This is a genomic window from Sulfitobacter sp. 1A13421 (genome assembly GCF_043557285.1).
Classification (GTDB): Bacteria; Pseudomonadota; Alphaproteobacteria; order Rhodobacterales; family Rhodobacteraceae; genus Sulfitobacter; species Sulfitobacter faviae.
The window spans coordinates 703,936-725,441 of sequence record NZ_JBIFFQ010000001.1; the positions used below are offsets into that span (position 1 = coordinate 703,936).

General features: G+C 62.0%; 28 protein-coding genes. 2 read left to right on the top strand and 26 right to left on the bottom strand.

Annotation, left to right across the window (positions count from 1 at the left end; translation table 11 throughout):
- Positions 1 to 14: 14 nt before the first annotated feature.
- Together argB and ACGYLI_RS03450 are read left to right on the top strand one after the other, a co-directional pair.
- On the top strand, positions 15 to 878 hold the full coding sequence (gene argB / locus ACGYLI_RS03445; RefSeq protein WP_394417079.1) for an acetylglutamate kinase: 864 nt from the start codon (positions 15 to 17) through the stop codon (positions 876 to 878).
- Positions 879 to 944: 66 nt separating this feature from the next.
- Positions 945 to 1,439, top strand: coding sequence for a SixA phosphatase family protein (locus ACGYLI_RS03450; protein ID WP_394417081.1), 495 nt, complete (start codon positions 945 to 947; stop codon positions 1,437 to 1,439).
- A 62-nt stretch (positions 1,440 to 1,501) separates the two neighbouring features.
- Here the strand turns inward: ACGYLI_RS03450 and ACGYLI_RS03455 are convergent, their stop codons facing one another.
- From ACGYLI_RS03455 to rplN, 26 genes are all read right to left on the bottom strand, one after another.
- Positions 1,502 to 2,269, bottom strand: coding sequence for an amino acid ABC transporter ATP-binding protein (locus tag ACGYLI_RS03455; protein WP_067263096.1), 768 nt, complete (start codon positions 2,267 to 2,269; stop codon positions 1,502 to 1,504).
- Between the two features lie 14 nt (positions 2,270 to 2,283).
- Positions 2,284 to 3,582 carry an amino acid ABC transporter permease gene (locus tag ACGYLI_RS03460; RefSeq protein ID WP_271692981.1) on the bottom strand — a complete coding sequence of 433 codons (1,299 nt, stop codon included), beginning with the start codon at positions 3,580 to 3,582 and terminating at the stop codon, positions 2,284 to 2,286.
- A gap of 3 nt (positions 3,583 to 3,585) precedes the next feature.
- Positions 3,586 to 4,800, bottom strand: a complete 1,215-nt coding sequence (locus tag ACGYLI_RS03465; RefSeq protein WP_394417083.1) for an amino acid ABC transporter permease — start codon at positions 4,798 to 4,800, stop codon at positions 3,586 to 3,588.
- A 242-nt stretch (positions 4,801 to 5,042) separates the two neighbouring features.
- Positions 5,043 to 6,059, bottom strand: a complete 1,017-nt coding sequence (locus ACGYLI_RS03470; RefSeq protein WP_209218372.1) for an amino acid ABC transporter substrate-binding protein — start codon at positions 6,057 to 6,059, stop codon at positions 5,043 to 5,045.
- Positions 6,060 to 6,252: 193 nt separating this feature from the next.
- Positions 6,253 to 6,966 carry an ATP12 family chaperone protein gene (locus ACGYLI_RS03475; RefSeq protein WP_394417085.1) on the bottom strand — a complete coding sequence of 238 codons (714 nt, stop codon included), beginning with the start codon at positions 6,964 to 6,966 and terminating at the stop codon, positions 6,253 to 6,255.
- Positions 6,963 to 7,646, bottom strand: a complete 684-nt coding sequence (locus tag ACGYLI_RS03480) for an HAD-IA family hydrolase (RefSeq protein ID WP_394417087.1) — start codon at positions 7,644 to 7,646, stop codon at positions 6,963 to 6,965. The genes ACGYLI_RS03475 and ACGYLI_RS03480 overlap by 4 nt, the downstream gene beginning before the upstream one ends.
- A complete protein-coding gene (locus ACGYLI_RS03485; RefSeq protein ID WP_394417089.1) occupies positions 7,643 to 8,689 on the bottom strand; it encodes an RluA family pseudouridine synthase in 1,047 nt (348 codons plus the stop codon). The genes ACGYLI_RS03480 and ACGYLI_RS03485 overlap by 4 nt, the downstream gene beginning before the upstream one ends.
- A complete protein-coding gene (locus ACGYLI_RS03490; RefSeq protein ID WP_209218376.1) occupies positions 8,686 to 9,039 on the bottom strand; it encodes a CrcB family protein in 354 nt (117 codons plus the stop codon). The genes ACGYLI_RS03485 and ACGYLI_RS03490 overlap by 4 nt, the downstream gene beginning before the upstream one ends.
- Before the next feature lie 31 nt (positions 9,040 to 9,070).
- Positions 9,071 to 10,378 (bottom strand): replication-associated recombination protein A, encoded by a 1,308-nt coding sequence (locus tag ACGYLI_RS03495; RefSeq protein WP_394417091.1) that lies wholly within the window; start codon positions 10,376 to 10,378, stop codon positions 9,071 to 9,073.
- A 1-nt stretch (position 10,379) separates the two neighbouring features.
- Positions 10,380 to 11,753 carry a trypsin-like peptidase domain-containing protein gene (locus ACGYLI_RS03500; protein WP_394417093.1) on the bottom strand — a complete coding sequence of 458 codons (1,374 nt, stop codon included), beginning with the start codon at positions 11,751 to 11,753 and terminating at the stop codon, positions 10,380 to 10,382.
- A 114-nt stretch (positions 11,754 to 11,867) separates the two neighbouring features.
- Entirely contained in the window at positions 11,868 to 12,284 is a 417-nt protein-coding gene (rplQ, locus tag ACGYLI_RS03505) for a 50S ribosomal protein L17 (RefSeq protein WP_067263154.1), read from the bottom strand.
- A gap of 163 nt (positions 12,285 to 12,447) precedes the next feature.
- Positions 12,448 to 13,464, bottom strand: coding sequence for a DNA-directed RNA polymerase subunit alpha (locus ACGYLI_RS03510; RefSeq protein WP_007118862.1), 1,017 nt, complete (start codon positions 13,462 to 13,464; stop codon positions 12,448 to 12,450).
- 114 nt (positions 13,465 to 13,578) lie between these two features.
- Positions 13,579 to 13,968, bottom strand: coding sequence for a 30S ribosomal protein S11 (rpsK, locus tag ACGYLI_RS03515; protein WP_067263152.1), 390 nt, complete (start codon positions 13,966 to 13,968; stop codon positions 13,579 to 13,581).
- Between the two features lie 15 nt (positions 13,969 to 13,983).
- Positions 13,984 to 14,352 carry a 30S ribosomal protein S13 gene (rpsM, locus tag ACGYLI_RS03520; RefSeq protein WP_067263150.1) on the bottom strand — a complete coding sequence of 123 codons (369 nt, stop codon included), beginning with the start codon at positions 14,350 to 14,352 and terminating at the stop codon, positions 13,984 to 13,986.
- A gap of 260 nt (positions 14,353 to 14,612) precedes the next feature.
- On the bottom strand, positions 14,613 to 15,260 hold the full coding sequence (locus ACGYLI_RS03525) for an adenylate kinase (protein ID WP_271688297.1): 648 nt from the start codon (positions 15,258 to 15,260) through the stop codon (positions 14,613 to 14,615).
- Complete coding sequence (gene secY, locus ACGYLI_RS03530; protein ID WP_394417095.1) at positions 15,257 to 16,639, bottom strand: preprotein translocase subunit SecY; 1,383 nt, start codon at positions 16,637 to 16,639, stop codon at positions 15,257 to 15,259. Before secY ends, ACGYLI_RS03525 begins: the two co-directional genes overlap by 4 nt.
- A gap of 119 nt (positions 16,640 to 16,758) precedes the next feature.
- On the bottom strand, positions 16,759 to 17,241 hold the full coding sequence (rplO, locus tag ACGYLI_RS03535; protein WP_394417097.1) for a 50S ribosomal protein L15: 483 nt from the start codon (positions 17,239 to 17,241) through the stop codon (positions 16,759 to 16,761).
- A gap of 433 nt (positions 17,242 to 17,674) precedes the next feature.
- Entirely contained in the window at positions 17,675 to 17,863 is a 189-nt protein-coding gene (gene rpmD / locus ACGYLI_RS03540) for a 50S ribosomal protein L30 (protein WP_067267994.1), read from the bottom strand.
- A 2-nt stretch (positions 17,864 to 17,865) separates the two neighbouring features.
- Entirely contained in the window at positions 17,866 to 18,447 is a 582-nt protein-coding gene (gene rpsE, locus ACGYLI_RS03545; protein ID WP_067267992.1) for a 30S ribosomal protein S5, read from the bottom strand.
- Positions 18,448 to 18,617: 170 nt separating this feature from the next.
- The gene (rplR, locus tag ACGYLI_RS03550; protein ID WP_271692971.1) at positions 18,618 to 18,977 is read right to left on the bottom strand and encodes a 50S ribosomal protein L18; all 360 of its coding nucleotides are present in this window, start codon (positions 18,975 to 18,977) and stop codon (positions 18,618 to 18,620) included.
- An 11-nt stretch (positions 18,978 to 18,988) separates the two neighbouring features.
- Entirely contained in the window at positions 18,989 to 19,522 is a 534-nt protein-coding gene (rplF, locus tag ACGYLI_RS03555) for a 50S ribosomal protein L6 (RefSeq protein WP_067267988.1), read from the bottom strand.
- 10 nt (positions 19,523 to 19,532) lie between these two features.
- Positions 19,533 to 19,925, bottom strand: a complete 393-nt coding sequence (gene rpsH / locus ACGYLI_RS03560) for a 30S ribosomal protein S8 (protein WP_067267987.1) — start codon at positions 19,923 to 19,925, stop codon at positions 19,533 to 19,535.
- Between the two features lie 12 nt (positions 19,926 to 19,937).
- Entirely contained in the window at positions 19,938 to 20,243 is a 306-nt protein-coding gene (gene rpsN, locus ACGYLI_RS03565; RefSeq protein ID WP_136720403.1) for a 30S ribosomal protein S14, read from the bottom strand.
- An 18-nt stretch (positions 20,244 to 20,261) separates the two neighbouring features.
- The gene (gene rplE / locus ACGYLI_RS03570; RefSeq protein ID WP_209218383.1) at positions 20,262 to 20,825 is read right to left on the bottom strand and encodes a 50S ribosomal protein L5; all 564 of its coding nucleotides are present in this window, start codon (positions 20,823 to 20,825) and stop codon (positions 20,262 to 20,264) included.
- Positions 20,818 to 21,129 carry a 50S ribosomal protein L24 gene (rplX, locus tag ACGYLI_RS03575; RefSeq protein WP_067267981.1) on the bottom strand — a complete coding sequence of 104 codons (312 nt, stop codon included), beginning with the start codon at positions 21,127 to 21,129 and terminating at the stop codon, positions 20,818 to 20,820. Before rplX ends, rplE begins: the two co-directional genes overlap by 8 nt.
- 2 nt (positions 21,130 to 21,131) lie before the next feature.
- A complete protein-coding gene (gene rplN / locus ACGYLI_RS03580) occupies positions 21,132 to 21,500 on the bottom strand; it encodes a 50S ribosomal protein L14 (protein ID WP_005621870.1) in 369 nt (122 codons plus the stop codon).
- Between the last annotated feature and the right edge of the window lie 6 nt (positions 21,501 to 21,506).

A 21,506-nucleotide genomic window follows, 5' to 3' on the forward strand; every position in this document is an offset into this window, starting at 1 on the left:
CCATGGGTCAACAGATGAGAACGCAAGACATGAACCGCGACTGGATCGCCACCGCCCAAACCCTCAGCCAAGCTCTGCCCTTTCTGCAACGCTACGCCGATGCCACCGTGGTCATCAAACTGGGCGGCCATGCGATGGGCAGCGACGAAGCGATGGACGAATTCGCCCGCGATGTCGCGCTGATGCGGCAGGTGGGGGTGAACCCGGTGATCGTCCATGGCGGCGGCCCAATGATCAACGACATGCTGGCGCGGCTGAACATCAAGTCCGAATTCGTGAACGGCAAACGGGTGACCGATGCCGCGACCATGGAAGTGGTCGAGATGGTGCTTTCGGGCCTCGTCAACGCGCGGATCGTGCAGGCGATTTCAGAGCAAGGTGGCCGTGCGGTTGGCGTTTCGGGCAAAGACAGCGGCCTGATCGTTTGTGAGCCTGAAGACCCCGCTCTAGGCCTCGTGGGCAACCCGATACAGGTCAACCCGCGCATCCTGCGGGACTTTGCCGACAAGGGCATCATTCCCGTCATCGCGCCGCTCGGCATGGGCCACAGGGGGGAGACCTATAACATCAACGGCGACACCGCCGCTGGCGCCATCGCGGGCGCGCTGGAGGCCGACCGCTTGCTGTTGTTGACGGATGTGGCGGGCGTCAAGGACGGCAACGGAGAGGTTGTGACCGACCTCACAGCGAGCCAGATCAACGAGATGATCGCCGATGGCACCATTGCGGGCGGGATGATTCCCAAGGTGCAAACCGCGCTGGACGCGCTCGAAGGCGGTGTGCGGGCGGCCGTCATCCTCGACGGGCGCGCGCCCAATGCCTGCCTGTTGGAGCTTTTCACCGAACACGGGGCGGGCAGCATCATTCGCAAGGGCTAGGCCCAAAGCGCTTGCCCCCTGCCCCTGCTTCGCGCCTATGATGGGTCGAGCAGTGAAAGGAACGACATGCGCCGCCTGATCCTGATGCGACACGCGAAATCGGACTGGTCCCATGGGACCAGCGATCATGACCGCCCCCTGAACGCCCGCGGGCGCGGGGCGGCCCAAGCCCTTGGCAATTGGCTGCGCGCAGAGGCGCTGCTGCCTGATGCGGTGCTCTGCTCAACGGCGGCCCGCACCCGCGAAACCTGCGCCCGCTTGGCGCTGCCTGAGGGCTGTCAGGTGGAGCACCTGCGCGAACTTTACCTCGCCGAGCCTGATCAGATCATCACCAGCCTGCGCCAGCGCGGCACAGGCAACACCTTGCTGCTGGTGGCGCATAACCCCGGCATCGCCGCTGCCGCCGCAGGGCTGTTGCAGCAGCCGCCCGAACAGGAAGCCTTTGATCGCTACCCCTCGGGCGCGACGACGGTGATGGATTTCGCGGTTGAAAGCTGGGCCGAGGTGGCCCCCGGCAGCGGAGTGCTGCACGCCTTCACCGTCCCCAAACAACTGGTTTGAAACGCAAACGCCCCGACCGAATGGCCGGGGCGCATGTTTTACCTTGATCCGATTCTCCCGGTTCAGTGCCCGAGAATCTGGCTCAGGAACAGCTGCGTGCGCGGGCTTTGCGGGTTGTTGAAGAAAGCCTCAGGCTCGTTCTGCTCAACAATCTGGCCTTCGTCCATGAAGATCACCCGGTTCGCCACCTGACGGGCAAAGCCCATCTCATGGGTCACGCAGAGCATGGTCATGCCCTCTTCGGCAAGCTCGATCATCGTGTCGAGCACCTCCTTGATCATCTCGGGGTCGAGGGCCGATGTCGGCTCGTCGAACAGCATGACCCGCGGGCGCATGCAGAGCGAACGGGCAATCGCCACACGCTGCTGCTGACCGCCCGAAAGCTGGCCGGGATACTTATTGGCCTGATCGGGGATCTTCACCTTTTCGAGGAAATGCATCGCCGTTTCTTCGGCTTCCTTCTTGGGCGTCTTGCGGACCCAGATCGGCGCCAGCGTGCAGTTCTCAAGGATCGTCAGATGCGGGAAGAGGTTGAAGTGCTGGAAACACATGCCGACCTCTGAGCGGATCTTGTCGATGTTCTTGAGGTCCGAGGACAGAAGCGTGCCGTCGACCTCGATGGTGCCCTTTTGATGCTCTTCGAGCGCGTTGATGCAGCGGATCAGCGTCGACTTGCCCGAACCCGAAGGCCCGCAGATCACGATCCGCTCGCCCCGATGCACGGTCAGGTTGATGTCGCGCAGCACGTGGAAGGCCCCGTACCACTTGTTCATGTTGTCGATGCGGATCGCGACTTCGTCGGATACTTTCATTTGTGCGGTCTCAGCCATGCGAGAACCCTCCCTTAACGATGGTCAGTCGCAAGACGGCGTTCCAGCCACTGCGAGTATTGAGAAATGCCGTAGCAGACGATGAAGAACAGCACGGAAGCAAAGAGGAAAAGCTCCCAGTAGACGCCGTTCCAGTCGGTCGAGGCGAGGATCGGTCCGCGGATCATGCCGATGATGTCGAACAGCGAGATCACCGAGACCAGCGTGGTGTCCTTGAACAGGCCCACCGCGATGTTGACGATGCCCGGGATCGAGATCTTCAGCGCCTGCGGCAGGATGATCAGCCGCATCGCCTGCGGGTAGTCGAGGCCAAGGCTGTCGGCGGCCTCGTACTGGCCCTTCGGCAGCGCGGCGAGGCCACCCCGGATCACTTCGGCGATATAGGCCGAGGAGAACATGGTGATCATGATCACAACGCGGATGAAGAGGTCAACGCCTGAACCCGGCGGGAAGAAATAGGCCAGCATCACGTTCGCCACGAACAAGAGGGTGATCAGCGGCACGCCGCGGACGAATTCGATAAAGACCACGCAGATGCCCTTGACGATCGGCAGATGCGACTGCCGGCCAAGCGCCAGCGCGATGCCGATGGGCAGCGACAGCGACACGCAGGTGATGCCCAGCATCATGTTGAGCATGAAGCCACCAAGGTCACGGCTGGGGATCGCTTGCAACAGTGGCGAGGCGGGGCGCAGCGCCTCGCCAATAAAGCCGCCGATATACCAGACGATCACCGCAGCGACGACGCCGCCCGCCAGCGCCATGGCAAAGCTTTTCTGCACCAGGCGGCTATAGACGACATAGCCCGCCACGACGCCCAAGAGCGCGAAGATCGGCCCCCAGATCGGCCCGCCCCAGATCAGCCAGAAGGCGAGGAACGGGTAAACGCCGGTGAAAAGCAGCAGCTTGCGCGGCAGGTCGATGAAGAGCACGGGGGCCGCGGCGAGGAACAGCAGCACCAGCGCGAGGGTGGGACGCCAGTATTGGTCGCTGGGATATTTGAAGCCAAAGAGCAGTTGATGCCAACGCTCGCTCAGCACCGAGAAACAGGCCCCGGTCGCCCCGTCCAAAATCTCACGACATTCCGACAGGCTGCTCGCCGACCAGACGCCGTTCAACAGCCACGGCAGAGAGCCCGAGACCAGAAGATACAGGAAATAGAGCGCCACAATCGTCAGGATCGCATTCGCCCATGTCGGGAAAAGGTTGTCCTTCACCCATTTCAGCGGGCCGCCGACCTTATCCGGCGGAGCCGCCGGCGGCAGCGAGGTTTCACGCACGAAGGCGATGGATTCAGCATGTGTGTCTGACATGGCTTAACGCTCCTTCAGCTTCGTTGCGTTGTTGTAGACGTTCATCACCATGGAGATGCCCAGCGAGATGACGAGGTAGAAGAGCATCAAAAGAACGACGCATTCAATCGCCCGACCGGTCTGGTTCAGGGTGATCCCGCCCAGCGTCGCGGTGATGTCGGCATAGCCCACAAGGATCGCCAGCGAGGAGTTCTTGGTGATGTTGAGGTAGTTCGAAATAAGCGGCGGGATGATGACGCGCAGCGCCTGCGGCAGCACCACAAGGTTCATGATCCGGCCCGACCGCAGGCCCAAGGCGGCAGCGGCTTCGGACTGGCCCTTGCTGACCGCCTGAATGCCCGCGCGGACGTTCTCGGCGATGAAGGCACCGGTGTAGATCGACAGGGCGAACCACAGCGCGATCAGCGGCGCGCCGATCTGGATGCCGCCGCGGAAGTTGAAGCCCTTCAGCGCGGGGTAGTCGAGCCCGATCGGCATGCCCATGATGAAGAACATGATGATCGTCGGCAGCAACAGGATCGCGACCGAAGGCCAGAGCATCGGCAGCAGGCGACCGGTGTCATAAAGCAGCTTGGTCGCATAGCGGCGGTAGGCAAAGACGCCGATCACCGAGGCGACAAAGGTCGCCACCACGATCATCGACCCCGGTCCCCAGACAGGCCCCGGGATATAGACGCCGCGGTTGGTAAATGCGAAAGATCCCAGCATCATGCTCGACGCCGGATCGTCGCCCCGGAAGGCCGACGGCGCGGGCATCGCGGCGGTCATGATGGTGTAGATGATCAGGATCCAGATCAGCACCGGGATGTTGCGGAAAATCTCGACGTAGCCCGCCATGAGCTTGCGGACCAGCCAGTTGTTCGACAGGCGCAGAACCCCGGCGATGACGCCAAAGATCGTGGCCGTGACACAGGCAAGGAAGGACACCAGCAGCGTGTTGATGATCCCGACCCAAGCCGCCTGAAGGTTCGACGATTGGCTGGTATAGGGGATCAGCGTCTGGTTGATGTCATAGCCCGCCGGATTGCCGAGGAACTGGAAAGAGATGTTCAAACCGGCGGCGCGCAGGTTCGCGGCAAGGTTCGATCCCAGATACCAGATCGCCGTGACCAGCAGCGCGAGCGCGATCACCTGAAAGGTGATCGACCGATAGCGGGTGTCGCTCAACAGCATAGATGGCCGGAACGACGCCTTGGGAGGGTCGGAGAATGTCGTCATGTATGTATCCCTGTGTTCCGGCTTGTTTTTTATCGGTGCATTTGGCGCACCTTGGCCGAATCATTTTTGGTCGTAGATCGATTTATCTCGATCGTGGGTTTTTATTGTCTCGTTGGGGTTCCGTCAGTCGTTTTTTGACCGTTCTTCTTGTCAGTAGGGAGCTTTTGTTGGCCAGAGGCAGGCAGACCCACCGGCCAGAGGCGCAAGGGGCGCAGGAATTCCCGCGCCCCTCGCTTCGCTATTTAGCGGAAGGGCGGTGCGTAGAGCAGGCCACCGTCTGTCCACTGGGCGTTCAGCCCGCGTGCCAGACCGATCGGTGTCTCTTCGCCGATGTTCTTGGCAAAGATCTCACCGTAGTTGCCTTCGGCCATGATGGCGCGCTTGGCCCAGTCGGCGTCGAGGCCGATCATCTCACCCAATGTGCCCTCGGTGCCCAAGAGGCGGGCAACTTCGGGGTTGTTGGTATTGCCGGTCATCTCTTCGATATTGGCCGAGGTGATGCCCAGTTCTTCGGCAGCGATCAGCGCGTTCAGCACCCAGCGGGTGATGTCGCCCCAGTCGTTGTCGCCGTGACGGACCAGCGGGCCCAGCGGCTCTTTCGAGATGATCTCGGGCAGCAGCACGTGCTCATCGGGGTTCTCGAAGGTTGCACGTGTCGCGGCAAGGCCGGAGGCGTCGGTGGTGTAGGTGTCGCAGGCACCGGCAAGGTACTGCTGCTGGCCTTCGGCGTTGGTTTCAACCGGAACGGGCTCGTAGCTGATGTTGTTCTTGCGGAAGAAGTCCGCGAGGTTCAGCTCGGTGGTGGTGCCGGTCTGGATGCAGACGGTCGCGCCGTCCAGATCCTTGGCCGAGGAAACGCCGAGCGCTTTCGGGACCATGAAGCCCTGACCGTCGTAGTAGTTCACGCCGATGAAGTCGAACTTCAGGTCGGTGTCGCGGCTGAAGGTCCATGTGGTATTCCGTGCGAGGAAGTCGATCTCGCCCGAGGCCAGCGCGGTGAAGCGGGTTTTGCCGGTTGTCGGCACGAATTCCACGGCGTTCTTGTCGCCCAGAACGGCGGCGGCAACGGCACGGCACACGGCCACGTCGAAACCTTCCCATTCGCCGTTGGCGTTCGGCGCGGCAAAGCCTGCAAGGCCTGTGGTCACGCCACAGTTCAGCTTGCCACGGGCCTTGACGTCATCAAGCGTGGCGGCACCAGCAGCGCCGGCCGCAAGGCCAGCGACGGTCAGCGCGCCAAAAATTACGGTTTTTTTCATTTTTACCTCTTCCTGATAGTCCGCCACGTTCACTGGCGGTTAATCCGACGCCAGATGACGCCGAAAGCGATCTTGTGCAGGGTTTCCCCTGCTCAATGAAAAGCAGTGTGGGCGGATTCAGGTTTGAAGGTCAAGGGCGCGATGGGCAAAATCAGGGCGGGTTTTCACATCGAGTCGCAAAGCTTTTATCAAGTTAAGCAGCTTTGCAAAGCACTATTATTGCACATGCATGTAAAAACGCCTGCCGCTTGATTTTGGCCTCTTGCTCGGCCACGTCATCGCGCCCCCATTGCTCGGCCTGCCATGTCTCATCCAGCCGCGACAGGGCCCAAATCTCCTCGGGGTCAAAGGCCTGTTCGAGCGCGGCAAAGCCAAGGATCAGTGAGCCGGTGAGGCTCACAAGGTCATGAAACGCCGCCAGTTCAAAGGGATCGAGCGCCGCCGTCCGCCGGTGCAACTCGGCCAGGGCTTCGGGCGCTTGCGGCTCATGCATAATGCCCTCCCGCGTCTCCAACCGCACGCCAAGGGTTTGCGCCGCCCAGTCCAGCATCGGATCCCACTCAGCCGCTTGCCGGGCGACCAAACCTTCGGGGCTGTCGGCGCGGTAACACAGAAGATCGCTGTCGCCATAGGCCGCGAGCATCTCGACGACCTCGGTCTTTTGCATCGCGACCTTGTCGATCGCGGCATTGGCGGTCTTGGTCACCGGCATGGTACGCGGGTCGATCTGTTTCTCCTGCGCCTGCCATTCGGCTGCCACGGCCTCGGCCATGGCGCGGGTCGGCAGGGTCAGCGGGCGCTTGGCCGGGGTTTTCACCCGGCGGCCGTCCAACTCGACGGTGAAACCACCTTCGACCGCGACCACAGCGGCGTCTTTCCAAAAGCGTTTGGCTTTCCAGTCACTCATGCGGGAATGCTCCAGATTTGTTCCAGCAGGGCGGGCAGCGCCGCGAAATCCTCGACCAGATGCGCGGCGGCAGCCAGCCGTTCCGGGCCGTGATAGCCCCATTTGACGCCGATCCCGGTCACCCCGGCAGCGGCGGCCATGTCCATGTCGAAAGAGGTATCGCCGATCATCACCGTGGTCTCAGGCCCTACCCCGGCATCGGCCATCGCCTGATGGATCATCGACGGATGCGGCTTGGAGGGATGAAAATCCGCCACCTGCTGCGTGATGAAAAGACCCTCCAGCCCGTGACCGGCGATCAGCTTATCCAACCCGCGTTTCGATTTGCCCGTGGCGACGCCCAACAGCACCTCCGGCTTTGCGTGAAGACGCCGCAACGTCTCAACCGCGCTGGGGTAAAGCGGCGAGGATTGCGCCACCCCCGCCTCGGCCCGCAGGGTCATATAGGCGGCCTTATAGGCCTCCACCATCGCAAGGTGATCGCCGGTTGGGCGTGTGGGCGCCAGCACGGTCATTGCCACATCAAGCGACAGGCCGACGATCGACAGGATCTCGGTCCGCGTTGGCGCGGGTGCCTCCACAGCCGCAAAGGCCGCCGTCATCGCCGCGACGATATCGCCTTGGCTGTCGACCAGCGTGCCGTCGACGTCAAAAATCACCAAACGGAGCGGTTTGCTCATTGCAGCGACTCGAAAGGGTCTTCTTCGGCCAGATCTTCGGTCCAACCGAAGGTGTCCCAGCTATGCGCCATATGGTCGGGCAGTTCGGCGGTGATCGTCACCACCTTGCGCGTGTGCGGATGTTCGAAACGCATCATCCGCGCGTGCAGATGCAGCTTCTTCGAGATGATCCCGCCCAGTTGCGCGCCCCAGCCGTCGCCGAGGTTCTCCTGCCCCGAACCGCCGTATTTGCCGTCGCCAACGATCGGATGCCCGATCTCGGCCATATGCGCCCGCAGCTGGTGGGTGCGGCCCGTGACCGGCTCCATCGCCACCCAAGACGCGCGCGAGCCGACGCGGAACAGCGTTGCATAAAGCGTATGCGCGCGTTTCGCGCCCGGCGTGTCGTCCATGTCGCGCGGGTGTACGGCGATCATCTTCTCGCCCTCGCCCTTGCGGCCATGGCCACCGGCTTTGACCAGACCGTATTTGATCTCCCCCAGATAGGGCGTGGGCACGCCCGCGACGATGGCCCAGTAAATCTTGCGGGTCTCGCGGTGCCGCATCGCCGCCGTCAGCGCCTTGGCCGCCGCACGGGTCCGCGCCAAGAGCAGCACGCCCGAGGTGTCGCGGTCGAGCCGGTGCACGAGGCGCGGCTTTTCCTCGGCATCGAAAATGAGCGCTTCGGACAGCGCGTCGACATGGCGGTCGGCCTGCCCCGAACCGCCCTGCACCGCCAGCCCGGCGGGCTTGTTGAGCGCGATGACGTGGTTGTCGCGGTAGATCACGCAGTTGCGGATCATCTTTGCATCCGCCTCGGTGATGCGTGTCCGCTTGGGCGGCGGGGGCGGCGCGGCATCGGGCAGCGGCGGCACGCGCACCTGCTGGCCCGCCTCGAGCCGGGTATTCGCCTTCACCCTGCCCCCATCGACGCGGATCTCGCCCTTGCGGCACATCTTCTCGATGAGGCCCTGATTGATCTGCGGAAACATCCGCTTGAACCAGCGGTCAAGCCGCTGGTCGCCATCGCCCTCGGCGACGGTCACTGTCTGTACGCGGCTCATGCCAATACCTCTCGGGCCAACCAGAGGCCCAGCAAACAGGCGGCCAGCGACAAGATCACCGAGGCCCCCACATATGAAAATGCGACAGCGGCGCGGCCTGCCTCAAGCAGGCGCAGCGTGTCGAGTGAAAACGCCGAGAAGGTCGTGAAGCCGCCCAGAAGCCCGGTCATCAGGAAGGGCAGCAGCAGCGCCTTGTCAGCAAACGTGACCCAGACCAACCCGATGGCGAGTGAGCCCGCGACATTAACGGCAAGCGTGCCCAGCGGGAAGCCCACGGCCAGACCGACAAGGTAGCGCAGACAGGCCCCCAGAGCGCCGCCGAGCGCCACCATGATCAGTGTTTTCATCATCGACACCCCATCGCGCCTGCGCGGCCCGGAGTCAAGTTTTCCGCTTGGCGCGCAGCCCGGCGAAGTAATCCTGCCGCTTTTTCAACTCCCGCTCGAAACCGCGCTCGACCGGCTCGTAGAGGCTGGGCCGCTCCATCGTGTCGGGGAAGTAGTTCTGGCCTGAGAACCCGTCCTCGGCGTCGTGGTCATAGGCATAGCCCGAACCGTAGCCCTGCTCCTTCATCAGCTTGGTGGGCGCGTTCAGGATATGTTTCGGCGGTGGCTCCGACCCGGTGCTGCGCGCCAGACGCCGCGCGCCCTTGTAGGCTTTGTAGACGGCGTTGGATTTCGGCGCGAGGCAGATGTAGGTCAGCGCCTGCGCGATGGCCAACTCCCCTTCGGGGCTGCCGAGCCGCTCATAGGTCTCCCATGCCTGCAGGCAGAAGGCCTGTGCCTGCGAATCGGCGAGGCCGACATCCTCCACAGCCATGCGGGTGATCCGCCGCATCAGGTAGCGCGGGTCCTCGCCTCCCTCCAGCATCCGGCCCAACCAGTAGAGCGCCGCGTCCGGGTCCGAGCCGCGCATGGATTTATGCAGGGCCGAAATGAGGTTGTAATGCGAATCCCCCGACTTGTCGTATTGCGCCGCGCGGCGCATGAGGCGTTTCGACAGGCCCGCCTTGTCGAGGGGCGCGTCGTCCTTCCACGCGGTCACCTGCTCGATCAGATTGAGCAGCGCCCGCCCGTCGCCATCGGCCATCTCCAGAAGCGCCTCGCGCGCCTCGGGTTGCAGCGGCAGGGGCTTGCCCAACTCGCGCTCGGCCCGCTGCGCCAAGCGTTCCAGATCGTCATGCGGCAGGCGCTCCAGCACCAGCACCTGCGCGCGGCTGAGCACAGCGGCGTTGAGTTCGAAACTCGGGTTCTCCGTGGTGGCGCCGACCAGAAGGATGGTGCCATCCTCCATATGCGGCAGGAAGCCGTCCTGCTGTGCCTTGTTGAAACGGTGGATCTCGTCGACGAAGAGCAGCGTTCCCTGCCCTTGACGGCGGCGCATCTTGGCCGCGTCAAAAACCTTGCGCAGTTCCGGCACGCCCGAGAAGATCGCGCTGATCTGCACGAAATGCAGATCGGTCTCATCCGCCAAGAGCCGCGCGATCGTGGTCTTGCCGACGCCGGGCGGCCCCCAGAAGATCAGCGAAGACAGCGCCCCGGCGGCCAACATCACCGAAAGCGGCGCATCGGGGCCGAGCACTTTCTCCTGCCCGATCACCTCGCCAAGCGACTTCGGCCGCAGCCGGTCGGCCAAGGGACGGTGGCCGCCCTCTTCCGCCTTTTCCGTCTCTCCGAACAAATCCGCCACGCTACCCCCTGAACCGCAGCGCCATGCGCCGGTCGCCCCGTTGTATCACCATCTGGATGCGGCGCACCTGCCCCGAGAGCAGCGCCACGAGGGCGGCGGTATCTTCCACCGCCACGCCGTTGATCGAAATGATCACGTCGCCATCGCTGAGCCCCACGCGCGGGCCAAAGCGCCCGGCGTCGAGCACCACGACGCCCGCGCTTTCCAAGGGCAAGTTCATCTCGGCAATGACCGCCGGGTTGATCCGCGCCGCTTTCAACCCCGGCAGCAGGCTGCGCGCGCCCAAGGTGACCTCGGCCCGGTCCGGCACGTCGGGCGCTGCGATCAGGGCCACGGTCACCTCCTGCAGCCGCCCCTCGCGCATGACGCCCACGCGCGCGGAATGGCCCAGACCTGCCACCGACATGCGGTAAATCATCTCGGCGGGCGTGTTCACCGGCTGGTCGTCAACGCTGACGATCACGTCGCCGACCTTCAACCCCGCGCCGTTGAAGGGGCTGGCGGGATGCAGCCCGGAAACGATGATCCCGCCCGGACGGTCCAGCCCCAAGGGCCCCGCCATGTCGGCATCGACCGGCTGGCCCGAAAGCCCCGCCCAGGGGCGCTGGAAAGCGGTCTCCCCGGCGCGGGCCTGTGCGACGAAGGCGGCGACCAGATCGGCGGGAATGGCGAAACCGATGCCGTTGCTGCCGCCTGAGCGGGTGAGGATCGAGGTATTCACCCCGATCAGACGCCCGGACATGTCAATGAGCGCCCCGCCGGAATTGCCGGGATTGATCGGCGCGTCGGTCTGGATGAAATAGCCCTGCCCGCCCCCGCCTGCCGCGCCAGAGCGCGCCAGCCCCGAGACGATCCCGCTCGAGACGGTCTGCCCCACACCGAAGGGATTTCCGATGGCCAGCGTCAGCTCGCCCACTTCTACCGCGTCGCTTTCGCGCAACTCGAGAAACGGCAGGTCCTCGGCCCCTTCGAGCTTGAGGATCGCCAGATCGCTGTCGGCATCGCCCAGAAGCACCCGGGCGCTGTACTCGCGCCGGTCGTTCAGCACGACGCGGATGTCGGTGGCGGTACCGACGACATGGTAGTTCGACACGACGATGCCGTCGGCGGAAAGGATCACGCCGGAGCCGAGCGAGTTCTGCACCCGGGGCCGCTCGGAGAAGGGATCGCGGAAGAAACGCTCGAAGAAGGGGTCGGCCTGCAGCGGCGTGCGGCGGGCCTTGGTGATGGTGCGGGCGTAGATGTTGACCACCGCCGGCGCGGCCTCTTTGACAAGCGGCACAAAGCTCAACTGCATCTGCGCGGCGGAGCTTGGCACCTGCTGCGCCATCGCGGGCGCGGCCAGTAGCATGAGGATCAGGGCAAGGGTTCTCATGCCCCAGATATGCGCAGGGACTGAGGCCGGTGCAACTGCGTTTTCCGTCACTCTCCCCTGCAAAAGAAAAGCCCCGCCGAGGGCGGGGCTTTCCAAATAACGACGGCGGGGATCTTATTCCGCCGCTTCTTCCTCGGCCAGACGCGCCTTGTCGGCGGCACCCTTGGCGTCGCGGTCGCGGTCGACGAATTCGATGATCGCCATCGGCGCCATGTCACCATAGCGGAAGCCGGCCTTCAGGACGCGGACGTAGCCGCCCTGACGGTCCTTGTAGCGCGGGCCCAGAACGTCGAACAGCTTGGCGACATACTGGTCTTCTTTCAGCTTCGACGCAGCCTGACGGCGGGCGTGCAGGTCGCCGCGCTTGGCGAGTGTGATCATCTTCTCGATGATCGGCTTCAGTTCCTTGGCTTTCGGCAAGGTGGTCTTGATCTGCTCATGCTCGATGAGCGAGCCTGCCATGTTCGAGAACAGCGCCTTGCGGTGTTCATGTGTACGGTTCAGGCGGCGGTATCCACGTGCGTGACGCATTGTCTTACTCCAATCGTGATGCCCTCTACGGGCGGTTTTGCTTTGTCTGGCCCGCGATGCGTGTCACGAGCTCTCCTTGGGGCATGCACCCGGTCGTAACGGCACCCGATTTCTTTAAAAGAAATCGGCTCCGGAAACTTTGAAAGTTTCCGGGCACCGTATCTTAGAACGAATCCTCGAACTTCTTGGCGAGGTCTTCGATGTTCTCTGGCGGCCAGTCCTCGACGTCCATGCCAAGGTGCAGACCCATGCCCGAGAGCACTTCCTTGATCTCGTTCAAGGACTTGCGGCCGAAGTTCGGGGTGCGCAGCATCTCGGCTTCGGTCTTCTGGATCAGGTCGCCGATGTAGACGATGTTGTCGTTCTTCAGGCAGTTCGCCGAACGGACCGAGAGCTCCAGTTCGTCGACCTTCTTCAGCAGCAGCGGGTTGAACTCGAGACCGTCGTCGTCGTCCTGACGGGACGCCGATTCCGGCTCGTCGAAGTTGACGAAGATGCCAAGCTGATCCTGCAGAATGCGCGCGGCGAAGGCCACGGCGTCGTCCGGCGTGATGGAGCCGTCTGTTTCGACCTTCATGGTCAGCTTGTCATAGTCCAGCACCTGGCCCTCACGGGTCGGCTGCACGTCGTAGGAGACCTTCTTGACCGGCGAATAGATCGCGTCGATCGGGATGAGACCGATGGGCGCATCTTCCGGCTTGTTCTTGTCGGCGGAGACATAGCCCTTGCCGGTGTTGACGGTCAGCTCCATGTAGACGTCCGCACCATCGTCGAGGTGGCAGATCACATGCTCGCGGTTCAGAATCTCGATGCCGGCGGATTCGGAGATGTCACCGGCGGTGACGACGCCCGGACCCTTCGCGGAGATCGACAGGCGCTTGGGCCCTTCGACTTCCATGCGCAGGCTGACGCCCTTGAGGTTCAGGATGATGTCGGTCACGTCTTCGCGCACACCGGCGACGGAGGAGAACTCGTGCAGCACGTTGTCGATCTGCACGGAGGTGATCGCCGCACCCTGCAGCGAGGACATCAGCACGCGGCGCAGCGCGTTGCCGAGGGTCAGACCGAAGCCCCGCTCCAGCGGTTCGGCCATGACGGTCGCCTGACGGGCCGGGTCATTGCCCGGCTTGACGTCAAGCTGTTGCGGCTTGATCAATTCAGCCCAATTCTTGTGGATCATGCGTCCCTCCATCCTTGTTTGTGCCTCATGTCCAAATGACACAAACGCTCGAGGTTTCTGAAAAGCGGTATGGGGCCGCACGCAAGGCGCGACCCCATGTAAAACAATCCCGGCTTAAACGCGGCGGCGTTTGGGCGGGCGGCAGCCGTTGTGGGCCATCGGGGTCACATCACGGATCGAGGTGATGTTGAAACCGGCAGCCGCCAGAGCGCGCAGTGCGGATTCACGACCCGAACCGGGGCCTTGCACTTCGACTTCCAGCGTCTTGACGCCGTGATCCTGAGCCTTGCGGCCTGCATCTTCTGCGGCCATCTGAGCGGCATAGGGTGTCGATTTACGCGACCCTTTGAAGCCCATGGTGCCAGCGGAGGACCAGGAAATTGCGTTGCCTTGAACATCCGAGATCAGGATCTTGGTGTTATTGAAGCTCGAGTTCACATGCGCCACACCTGCGGCGATGTTCTTGGAGACCTTACGCTTGGTGCGTGTCTTATCGCGTGCCATTGATCGAACCCTCCCTTATTTCTTCTTGCCAGCAATGGCCTTCGCGGGGCCTTTGCGTGTGCGTGCGTTGGTATGGGTGCGCTGGCCGCGAACCGGCAGGTTGCGACGGTGGCGCAGGCCACGGTAGCAGCCGAGGTCCATCAGGCGCTTGATGTTCATCTGCGTGTCACGACGCAGGTCGCCTTCGACGGTGTAGTTGGCGTCGATGTGCTCACGCACGGCCAGAACTTCGGCGTCGGACAGTTCGTTAACCCGGCGGGTCTCGTCGATGCCGACAGCTTCGCAGATGGCCTTGGCGGAGGAGCTGCCAATACCGGTGATATAGGTGAGGGCGATGGGAACCCGCTTTGCAGTCGGGATGTTTACGCCGGCAATACGTGCCACGTTAGCTATTCCTTTTCGTTGCGGGTCCGTGATTCCAGACCCTTTTTTCACAACACAAGCCCGAGGCAAAGGGCCATCGGGCTAAGGCTGATCAGGTGATCTTGCGGGGTTGGGCGGAACCCTTGCCGCAATTTGATTCTCTTACGAGATAGGGGTGACTATGAGGTTTTGCGCAGGGCGTCAAGGCCCGCACAAAACTCTACGCTGCTCGGCCGCGCGAAGGCAAAGGACAGCGCCCCCTGCCCCGCGCCGCCGGGAAATCACTTGTCGAGAACCTGCGCAATCGCGCCGCGCACTTCTTCGATCTGGCCCAGACCGTTCACGCCGCTGAGCATGTCTTTGGCATAGTAGTAGCCGATCAGCGGAGAGGTCTGTTTGTAATAGGCCATCAGACGGGTCTTGAGGCTTTCCTCATTGTCGTCCGCGCGGCGCTTGAACTCGGTCCCGCCGCAGTTGGTGCATTTACCATCTTCGGGGATCGGTTTGGTCAGGTCGTTATAAACCTCGCCACAGCTTGCGCAGGTGGAACGCGCGGTAATGCGCGCGACCAGCGCCTCATCGTCGACCTTCATCTCGATCACGGCGTCGAGGGTCTGGCCCTCTTGCGCCATCAGATCGGCCAGCGCATCGGCTTGCGCCAGCGTGCGGGGGAAGCCGTCGAAGATAAAGCCGCCATGCTCGGCCTTGTCGGTCAGCTTTTCGCGGATCAGGCCAATTACGATCTCATCGGTGACAAGCGCGCCGCGGTCCATCACGTCGGCCACGATCTTGCCCATCTCCGTACCGCTGTCCTTGGCTTCACGCAGCATGTCGCCGGTAGACAGCTGAACCATGTTGCGGGTCTCGACCAGATGACGTGCTTGGGTGCCTTTGCCTGCGCCCGGAGGCCCGAGTAGGATAATATTCATCGACGTACGGGGCTCCGTTTCTTGCGTGTACCTTTGCCTTTGCCCGCGCCCTTGCCGCGCAGCTGAGACTTCTCAAGCAGACCTTCATACTGATGCGCCAGCAGATGGCTCTGAACCTGTTGGATCGTGTCCATGGTGACCGAGACGACAATCAGCACCGAGGTGCCGCCGAAGTAGAAGGGAATCGCGAACTGGCCGCGCAGAATCTCGGGCAGAACACAGACCGCCGCCAGATAGGCCGAGCCGAGGACGAGGATGCGGTTGACCACATACTCCAGATACTCAGCCGTGCGCTTGCCGGGGCGGATGCCGGGAACAAAGCCGTTCTGGTTCTTCAAGTTGTCGGCCACGTCATCGGGTTTGAAGCTGACGTTGAAGGTGTAGAAATAGGCGAAGAAAACGATCATGCCCACGAAAAACAGCAGGTAAAGCGGCTGGCCGGGGCCGAAGTTCGCCAAGAGCCAAGACATCACCGGGCTGGTAGAATTGCCCGAGAAGGTGCTGACGGTGACTGGCAGCAACAGCAGCGAGGAGGCGAAGATCGCCGGGATCACGCCCGCCGGGTTCACCTTGATCGGCAGGTGGCTGGTGCCGCCATCGTACATTTTCATGCCGACTTGGCGGCGGGGGTATTGAATGTGAATCTTGCGCAGCGCGCGCTCCATGAAGACCACGAACATGATCGTCGCGATCACCATGACCAGCACGCCCACGATCACGGCGGGGCTGATCGCGCCCGATCGGCCCGAGGCAAAGAACTGCGCGATGGCGGCGGGAACCTCGGCGATGATGCCCACGAAGATGATCAGCGAAATGCCGTTGCCGATGCCGCGTGCGGTGATCTGCTCACCCAGCCACATCAGGAACATGGTGCCGCCCACGAGGGTAATCATACAGGCTGCGATGAAGCTAAAACCCATCTGGCCATCGGCGACGATGTCACCGGCCTGAAGGCTGACCGCAAGGCCGTAGGACTGCAAGGTCGCCAGCGCCACGGTGCCGTAGCGCGTGTATTGGTTGATCTTCTTGCGCCCCTGCTCGCCCTCTTTCTTCAACTGCTCCAGCGCAGGCACCATGGAGGTCAGCAGCTGAACGATGATCGAGGCCGAGATATAGGGCATGATGCCCAGAGCGAAGATACCCATCCGGCCAAGCGCGCCGCCGGTGAACATCGACACCATGCCGCCGATGCCTTGGCCTGCGCTCTCCATAAAGTCACGCAGCGCGCCACCGTCGATGCCGGGAACCGGAATGAAGGTGCCAAGGCGGTAAACGATAAGCAGCCCGAGCGTGAACAGAATCCGGTTGCGCAGGTCTGTTGCCTTGCCCAATGCGGACCAGCTCGTGTTCGCGGCCATGTTTTCGACGGCAGATACCATGAGGGGTCTCTTCTCTTGTTGCGAAAACGCCGCCCGGGCCGTTTTCCGGCGGGCGGCGTTCGGGAAAACTTGAGGCTATGTAAGCGGCTGGCGCGCCGCTCACAAGCCTTAAGGCCGCTTTACTCGGATGCCTCGGCCGCCTTGGGGGCGGTCACGGTCACCTTGCCGCCTGCCTTCTCGACCGCCTCGATGGCGGACTTGGAAGCGCCAGCGACGTTCAGGTCGATCTTGGAGGTGATGTCACCCTTGGCCAGAACGCGGATACCGTCCAGCTCACGACGGACCAGACCGGACGCGACCAGTGCTGCGGCGTCGATGGTGTTACCCGAGTCTAGTTTCTTCGCATCGATGAATTTCTGGATCAGGCCCAGGTTAACGACAGCGAAGGATTTGCGGTTCGGCTTGTTGAAGCCGCGCTTGGGCAGACGCTGGTAGATGGGCATCTGGCCGCCTTCGTAGCCGTTGATGCTCACACCCGAGCGGGACTTCTGACCCTTGATACCACGGCCACCCATTTTACCCTTGCCAGAGCCGGGACCACGGCCAACGCGCATACGCTTCTTGGCTGCGCCTTCGTTGTCGGAAAGTTCGTGCAGTTTCATGTCGCTTCTCCTTATGCCGGAAATGGCCCCCAGCGACGGGAGTGGCCAAACGCGGCGTTGCGATTCCATTGCGACCCAACACGGGCCACCGGGGGCGTATAGGGGATGGCGGGCGGCGTGACAAGGGGGGCATGGCGCCTAGCGCTTTTTGCGCAGCCACGAGGGCCAGCGCCTGCCCGTGGGGTGGCGATCTTAACGGCTATCCGACCCACTTCATGGCGCAGCAATAGTGTACGCTAACAAGGTCGTGCCCAGCCCCACCAAATCGCCAGCCCGCCGGTACGCGCAGGCGATGGCCCGGCGCCTTTGGCTCGATTCCGGGCCTGCGGCCCCGCAAAGCGACGCCCCCTGCCACACAACGTAAAACGCCTCGCAGTTTCCTGCGAGGCGCTTTCGTAGGGGTGGTCTTCCACCCTACCGCTGAAACCTAGCTTCAGCCTTTCTCTTCAACGATCTCAACCATATGCGAGACCTTGTTGATCATGCCGCGCACGGAAGGTGTATCTTCCAGCTCACGGGTGCGACCCATTTTGTTGAGGCCGAGGCCGACCAGCGTTGCGCGCTGTTTGGCGGGGCGGCGGATCGGCGAACCGACCTGCTTGATTACGAGTGTCTTGGCCATGCTTATGCCTCCTCAGCCACTTGAGCGGAGGACTCTACGTTGTCTTCACGCTTGGGCAGAATGTCAGCCACTTTCTTGCCGCGACGCTGCGCGACGGAACGGGGCGATTGCTCTTTCTTCAGACCGTCCAAAGTGGCGCGGATCATGTTGTAGGGGTTCTGCGAACCGACCGATTTGGACACAACGTCTTTCACACCCAACATCTCGAACACGGCACGCATCGGACCACCGGCGATGATACCGGTACCTTCAGGTGCTGTGCGCATGATGACGCGGCCAGCGCCGTGGCGACCATGCATATCGTGGTGCAGGGTGCGGCCTTCGCGCAGTTGAACGCGGATCATCTGACGCTTGGCTTGCTCGGTCGCCTTGCGGATGGCCTCGGGCACTTCTTTCGCCTTACCCTTACCAAAGCCGACGCGGCCTTTCTGATCGCCCACGACCACGAGTGCGGCGAAGCCGAAACGCTTACCACCCTTAACGGTCTTGGACACGCGGTTGATCGCGACCAGACGGTCAGCGAATTCCGGGGTCTCGTCGCGTTGGTTGCGGCGGTTGCCCCCACGGTTGTCATCTCTTGCCATCTGGCATCTTCCTTTTTCTGTGGCCTTATGCGGCCCTTAGGATCAATCCTGGTGGGCCGATGGCCCCCGGATCATCGAGAGGGCCAACCGGGCCCTCTTCGCAGGAAAGCTATGCGCGGGGCATAGCCTTCGTATGAAAGGAGGTGCGTGGTTGCCCACGCACCGCACAATCAGATCTTCAAACCGCCTTCACGCGCGGCGTCGGCCAGAGCCTTCACCTTGCCGTGGAAGAGGAAGCCGCCACGGTCGAAGTATGCTTCTTCGACGCCGGCTTTCTTGGCACGTTCGGCAATCGCGGCACCGACTTTGGTCGCTGCTTCGATGTTGTTCTTGCCGACAACGCCCAGATCCTTCTCCATGGAGGAGGCGGAAGCCAGTGTCACGCCGTTCACATCGTCGATCAGCTGGGCCGAGATGTTCTTGGACGAACGGTGTACCGACAGGCGAAGACGCCCGGCGTTGACTTTGCGGAGTTTGTTCCGAACGCGCATGCGGCGCTTCAGGAACAGCTGTCGTTTGGTATTTGCCATCAATCCGTTCCTTACTTCTTCTTGCCTTCTTTGCGGAAGATGAACTCGCCCTTATAGCGGATGCCTTTGCCCTTATAGGGCTCGGGCTTGCGCCATGCGCGGATGTTCGCGGCAACCTGACCAACGAGCTGTTCGTCGATGCCTTCCACAACGATTTCGGTCTGCTTGGGTGCCGTCACGGTCACGCCCTCGGGCGCAACGTAGTCGACATCGTGGCTCAGGCCGAGGTTCAGTTTCAGCGTGTTGCCGTTCATGGCCGCACGATAACCAACACCCTGGATTTCAAGCTCTTTCTTGAAGCCCGTGGTGACGCCGGTCACCAGGTTTTCGATCATGGTGCGGGACATGCCCCACTGCTGACGGGCGCGCTTGGACTTACCGCGCGGTGTCACAGTGATTGCGTTGTCTTCGACCGCGAGGCTCACGTCATCAGTGGCACGGAAGCTGCGGGTGCCCTTGGGGCCCTTCACTTCGATGGTCTGACCGCTCACCTCTGCCGAGACACCCGAAGGCATAGCGACTGGTTTCTTACCGATACGAGACATTGTCTTCTCCTTAGAATACGGTGCAGAGCACTTCGCCGCCAACATTGGCAGACCGTGCAGATGCGTCCGACATCACACCTTTGGAGGTGGAGACAATCGACACGCCGAGGCCCTGACGGACGACGGGAATGTCATTGACGGCCATGTAGACGCGGCGACCGGGCTTGGAAACCCGCTTCAGCTCGCGAATAACAGGTTCGCCTTCGTAGTACTTGAGGCTGATCTCGATGGCGGGGTGGCCATCGGCGCCCGTGACTTTTTCATAGCCGCGGATGTAGCCTTCGTCGGCCAGCACGTCCAGAACCCATGCACGCAGCTTGGAGGCCGGTGTCATGACAGTGGATTTGCCGCGCAGCGAAGAGTTACGGATGCGTGTCAGCATATCTGCGATAGGATCGTTCATCTGATGCGCTCCTTACCAGCTCGACTTGACCATGCCGGGAATCTGGCCGGAAGAGCCAAGGTCCCGCAGCGCGATCCGCGAAATTTTCAGTTTACGATAGTAGGCGTGCGGGCGGCCCGTCAGCTGGCAACGGTTGTGCAGACGCACAGCAGAGCTGTTGCGCGGCAGTTTCGCCAGTTTCAGGGAAGCGCGGAAACGCTCTTCCATCGGTTTGCTTTCGTCGCTCACGATCTCTTTCAGAGCCGCGCGCTTGTCAGCGTACTTCTTAACCAGTGCTTCGCGCTTCTTCTCGCGCTCAATCATGGATTTCTTAGCCATTTCTAATCCTTCCCGCGCTTATGAATTGAAGGGCATGTTGAATGCTTTCAACAGCGCCTTGGCTTCAGCGTCGGTTTTCGCCGTGGTGGCGATCACGATGTCCATACCCCAAGTCTCGTCAACTTTGTCGAAGTCGATTTCGGGGAACACGATATGCTCTTTCAAGCCCATGGCGTAGTTGCCACGGCCGTCAAAGCTCTTGCCCGAGATGCCGCGGAAGTCGCGGATACGGGGCATTGCGATCGTGATCAGACGATCAAGGAATTCGTACATACGGTCGCCACGCAGGGTGACTTTCGCACCCAAAGGCATGTCCTCACGCACGCGGAAACCAGCGATGGATTTCTTGGCCACGGTTGTCAGAGCCTTCTGGCCTGCAATCGCGGTCAGGTCTTCCTGAGCCGACTTGGCTTTTTTGCTGTCGCGCACGGCTTCGGCACCGCAGCCGATGTTCAGAACGATCTTGTCCAGCTTGGGGATCATCATGTCGTTCTTGTAGCCGAATTCCTCTTTCAGGGCGGCGCGGATCTTCTCGCGGTATTCGGCCTGAAGGCGGGGTGTGTAGGTTGCGGTATCAAGCATCGATCACGTCCCCCGTGGTCTTGGCAAAGCGCACTTTCTTGTCGCCTTCGATTTTGAAACCCACGCGGGTGGCTTTGCCATTGGCATCCACCAGTGCGAGGTTGCTCAGGTCGATCGGCATCGCCTTGGGGATGCGGCCGCCTTGAGATGTCTGTGTCTGGCGCGTGGCGCGGATGGCGATTTTCACGCCGTCAACGATGGCCTTGTTCGATTTGGGGTCAACGGACGAGATGGTACCCGTCTTGCCTTTGTCCTTGCCGGACAGGACGATGACCTTGTCACCTTTGCGAAGTTTAGCAGCCATGATTACAGCACCTCCGGAGCGAGCGAGATGATTTTCATGAAGTTCTTCGCGCGCAGCTCACGAACGACCGGCCCGAAGATACGGGTGCCGACCGGCTCGTTGTTGTTATTCAAGATAACAGCGGCGTTGCGGTCAAAGCGGATGGCGGTGCCATCTTCACGACGAACTTCTTTGGCGGTGCGAACGACGACGGCCTTGCGGACGTCGCCCTTTTTCACACGACCACGCGGGATGGCTTCCTTGACCGACACGACGATGATGTCGCCGACGGACGCGTATTTACGCTTGGAACCACCCAGGACCTTGATGCACTGAACACGGCGCGCGCCGCTGTTGTCAGCAACATCCAGGTTGGTCTGCATCTGGATCATTTGGTT